The organism is Microcoleus sp. S1D4, assembly GCF_036700765.1.
Classification (GTDB): domain Bacteria; phylum Cyanobacteriota; class Cyanobacteriia; order Cyanobacteriales; family Microcoleaceae; genus Microcoleus.
In genome coordinates this window covers 2,102-6,365 of the sequence record NZ_JAUBPP010000054.1, presented here as the reverse complement: position 1 = coordinate 6,365, position 4,264 = coordinate 2,102, and the positions used below count along the sequence as shown (strand labels likewise).

Sequence of the window (4,264 nt, the reverse complement as noted above, 5' to 3'; positions counted from 1 at the left end):
CGAAAAATCTTCTCTTCATCCCTTGGGTTTGTCTTGGCAACTAGAATAACTCCTTCCCCTACTTATTGAGCCGATACAAACAAAGGACTATTGTTTCAATGCGAATGTTGTAGTCATGAGTTACACGCTGATTTGATTGGTGCACGAAATATTGCAATGAGAGCGTTGCTTGTCCGGCAAGACTGGATGAGTACGGGGAGCTTGTCAGCATCCCCTAATGTATCGGGCCGTGAAACTAAAGCTGAGATTCTCTCTAGATTCTCGGAATTGCGGTGGAGCTCAGATACAAGCCCACACCATAGAGGTACTCCGCTTGGTGATGGGTAGTTGACCAATCATTAGTGTAATTGATTTAACGAAATTAACCGATATTTGTGACTTCTGTATCGTGCATCAAGGAAATTAGCAATCAACATTCTCATGAAGCTTATCCAATACTTCTGGTGGTTCTGGCATTTTGCCTGCTGTTTACAGGCTTTTTAAGAAAAGTTTTTTACAATAAGTCGGGACGGTTTTTAATCACCAACTGTAGAATCATAGTTAGTTGATTTGAGATTTTATATTTCAATACAGTTCACTTGAGATTATCTGAAAATAGAAACGAAGCAAACAAGAATATTTATTTTTCATAACTTTTTACCGCCTGCATCGTCTTAAATAAACCGTATTGCTTTATAATCAACGCTACTACTGCGATAATGATATCTACTAACTGTAGCACGATTTTATGAAAATGGTATAAGAGTTTTGCGATCGCTAGCGCGTGCAGTATCAAATACTAAATCCGAATTGTTTTTTTGAGGGCGTTGCTAAACTTGAATATGAATTCAGATTGTTCGCTATCAACCCAAGAGGATTTGCCGGCTTCATATTCATAAACCATAAACCTAGTTAAATCATAAATTTCTAGTTGATAATCCTCAATCTTTCACAATAACCCGGTTTCTTTCTTGTGAGTAAATCCTGCTTAAGAAAGCCGATTTGACTCAGTTTGATTTACCCGCAATTGGGATGTTGATTCCCGTCTTGCCTTCAGCCACCGTCTCCGTTCCCAATTCACCGAACCAGTGATTAGTAAAACACTGGGTATTAAGCCGATGAATACATAGAGAATACGACTATAAATTCCGCCAAAAAGACCGAAATGAATAGTACCCATCGCAATCATAAACTTTAACATAGGTGGCGGTTCTACAACGCGATTCACTGTCAACACTTCCCCACTATATCGGTTCAGTTCTACATTACTCAGAGCAAACCGAATTAACTCGTGAGGAAGTTGCTTGCTAACTGTAATTTTTTCTGGTTCATGTTCGTCAAAAACTACATAAGTCGTTTTTCCATCCGGCATAGCTGCATCAGCTTTGCGTAACAGTTGACTTAAAGCTATGGGTTGTTTCGCAGGGGGCAAGACTTTGGCCAATTGCGGAGGTTGCAGTTTAAGGGTATGAGAAAATTCTCAAGTAGGAATTCTACTAACTCTCTACTTGATGGTAGCAATCCCTAACTTAGCTCCCTTAATTCGGCGCAATCGATCCATAACTTCCACAACATTTCCGTGATTGACACCTTTATCCGCGTTCAAAATAATTAAAGAAGTCTGATTAGAACCCATCACCTCGCGCACCGCACCCTCAATCTGGTCTAAGTTGACTGGCTTTTTATCAACCATTAATTTTCCCGATTCATCAATGGTGATGGTAATTTTAGAAGGTGCTTCCTGACTTTGAGAGGTTGTCGCTTTTGGTAAATTTACCGGCAAACCCTCAGATTTGGATAAAGACAGAGAAGAAATGATTAAAAACGTCAATATAGCGAATACCACATCAATCATTGGCACGATATTGATCTGAGCAATGTTATCGGGTTCATCGGGTAGACGCATAGTTAGATTCTCTCGGTAGTTTTTCGTAGCGGTGACGGTACAATAATTCTAGCTGCCCTCCAGCTTCCTGAATAAAAGCAATTTGTTGTAAGTAAAACCCGCGAAACATATTGGCAAATAACAGCGTAAAAATTGCCACCACTAACCCCGTTGCCGTAGATACCAGAGCTTCGCTAATCCCACCGGTAACGCCTGCTGCATTGCTGCTGCCGGCTTCTCCCAGTTTGAGCGAGCCAAAAGTAGTAATTAATCCCAAAACAGTGCCGAGCAACCCAAATAGTGGGGAAAGGCTGATAATGGTATCAAATATTGTATTAAATCGCTTCAGAATAGGGATTTCTGCCTGAGCGCCACTTTCTAGGGCCAAACGAAATTCTTCGATGTTGGGCGAGTCTAATTCTAAAGCTTCTAAAAAAATCCGGGCCAAAGGCAAATCGGCGTTTACTTGTAATTTTTTGATGGCGGAATTGGGGTTTTCGCGGTAGAGATTTAGAACTTCTCGCACGACTCGCCGCTGCCGCCGATTTACCCGAAACCAAAAGGCAAGACGCTCTATAATCAACGCTACTGCTGCGATTGACGAGGCAAACAGGGGCCAAGCAACAATGCCGGCAGCGCGAAAAATGTAAATCAAAGTATCCATTAGAAGGTATCCATTAGTTTGTACTCTCGCGAGATCCGTCGATCGCAGGGGGTCTAATGCTGCAACCCCTTGCGACAGAAGGCTGGTAGATGTTTCTGTGTCAAGTTGGCACAAGTGATTCAGACGGAGAATTGTTTCACTCCTTGGCGCGATCGCGATCGCACTTCCCGCACTACCTGTATCTGAGTATCTTTGCCTGTAGTCGAAATGCTCCTACTGTTATCCCTATCGATTTTTCTGTCAGTGCTTTGTTGCTAAAATTTGCATTAGGAGTTGACAATAGTAGTCAATAATTAAAAAGATTCTCAACTAGAATTTCACGATTGTTCGGGAATGTCAAGCGATCGCACCCAAAATACTATACAAATTAACTATATTATAGTTTATAAATATAAGCGATAATTATAAATTAAAGGCTTGAGAATACTGATTTTTTTTGGTAGAGTATGGCTTAGAGTATTGCAGTTAAGGAATTTGGGAATTTTATCTGCCCGAATTCGACCGCAAACAGCGCCCGCGTGAGTAACACAGACAGCAAAACAGAATGCTAGGTGATAGTATAAACTCGCTATATAAAAAACCAATAAATGAGAATAATTATAATCTAACTAAGGAAGGAGATTCATCAGGCATGAGTTTTTCAAACGTTTCGGCGACGCAAAGACAACAAGAACAAGAGGCTCTCAAAAAAATTCTGGCGATCGGCCTGCTAGCCTCAACCATACTGCACGCTGTTGTACTGCCCTTGAGCCTCAAGTTGGTGGTCAAACCGGCTGAATTTCCAGACGATGCCATTGAAATTGTCATGCTGGATGAACCTAAAGTAGAGGAAATCAAGCCAGAGCCAGCTATTCAAGAAAAGGTATCTCCCCCGCCGGAGACATTCAAACCAGAACCGCCACCAGAGCCAACTCCCCCAGAAGAGCCACCCGTAGCAGTAACGCCACCGCCAATTCCAGAGGCGCCACCCGTAGCGGTAACGCCACCGCCGATTCCAGAGGAAGCCCCGGTAGCAGTAACGCCACCGCCGATTCCAGAGGAAGCCCCGGTAGCAGTAACGCCACCGCCGATTCCAGAGACACCTTCTGCGATCGCACCTAAACAGGATTTGACTCCCCCAGAAACTCCTCCAAGCCCGATCGCCAACGAAACCAAAACCCCATCGCCCGATCCTCCCAAAAATGATAGCCCGATCGCCAGTGAGGAACCTCCTAAAAGCGAACCACCCGTTACCCAGTCTCGCCCCAAGAGCGCTGAGAGTTCCCCAGATTTTACTGCAGATGCTGGAAATCCCAAGTCATCGAATAGTCCTGAAAACAATAACTCGCCCTCGCCATCCTCAGAGGCATTAAATCCTGCTTCTGGCCCCATAGCCCGATCGCCAGCAGCCGGCCCGCCAGTCACAGCTATCAGGCCAGGAGGCGGCAGCAATTCGGCAAGTGCGATCGCCGATGTCACAAATCCAGCAGGAAATCCCGCCCCGAGTGAAAGCGAAATATCTTCCTCAGAGCCATTTGCGGCCGGTTCTGGCCCCATAGCCCGATCGCCCGCAGCCGGCCCGCCAGTCACAACTACCAGGCCTGGAAGCGGCCGCAATTCGGGAAGTGCGATCGCTGATGCCACAAACCCTTCCTCTGGCCCCGGAGGCGGAAACCCCCAGAGTGAAAGCGAAATATCTTCCTCAGAGCCATTTGCGGCCGGTTCTGGCCCCATAGCCCGATCGCCCGCAGCCGGCC

General features: G+C 45.1%; 4 protein-coding genes. 1 reads left to right on the top strand and 3 read right to left on the bottom strand.

What is annotated here, in order from left to right:
• Positions 1-967 precede the first annotated feature (967 nt).
• From QT998_RS27200 to QT998_RS27190, 3 genes are all read right to left on the bottom strand, one after another.
• Positions 968-1,411, bottom strand: a complete 444-nt coding sequence (locus tag QT998_RS27200) for a PepSY-associated TM helix domain-containing protein (RefSeq protein ID WP_333091999.1) — start codon at positions 1,409-1,411, stop codon at positions 968-970.
• A gap of 72 nt (positions 1,412-1,483) precedes the next feature.
• The gene (locus QT998_RS27195) at positions 1,484-1,885 is read right to left on the bottom strand and encodes an ExbD/TolR family protein (protein ID WP_194071171.1); all 402 of its coding nucleotides are present in this window, start codon (positions 1,883-1,885) and stop codon (positions 1,484-1,486) included.
• Positions 1,869-2,528 carry a MotA/TolQ/ExbB proton channel family protein gene (locus QT998_RS27190; protein ID WP_194071172.1) on the bottom strand — a complete coding sequence of 220 codons (660 nt, stop codon included), beginning with the start codon at positions 2,526-2,528 and terminating at the stop codon, positions 1,869-1,871. Before QT998_RS27190 ends, QT998_RS27195 begins: the two co-directional genes overlap by 17 nt.
• Positions 2,529-3,159: 631 nt before the next feature.
• Here QT998_RS27190 and QT998_RS27185 point away from each other — a divergent pair.
• A partial coding sequence (locus tag QT998_RS27185) for a hypothetical protein (RefSeq protein ID WP_333218216.1) occupies positions 3,160-4,264 on the top strand: 1,105 nt, incomplete at its 3' end.

Excerpts from the sequence above, each read along its gene's own strand:
- QT998_RS27190 (WP_194071172.1), bottom strand. The coding sequence starts at position 2,528 with ATGGATACTTTGATTTACATTTTTCGCGCTGCCGGCATTGTTGCTTGG.
- QT998_RS27195 (WP_194071171.1), bottom strand. The coding sequence starts at position 1,885 with ATGCGTCTACCCGATGAACCCGATAACATTGCTCAGATCAATATCGTG.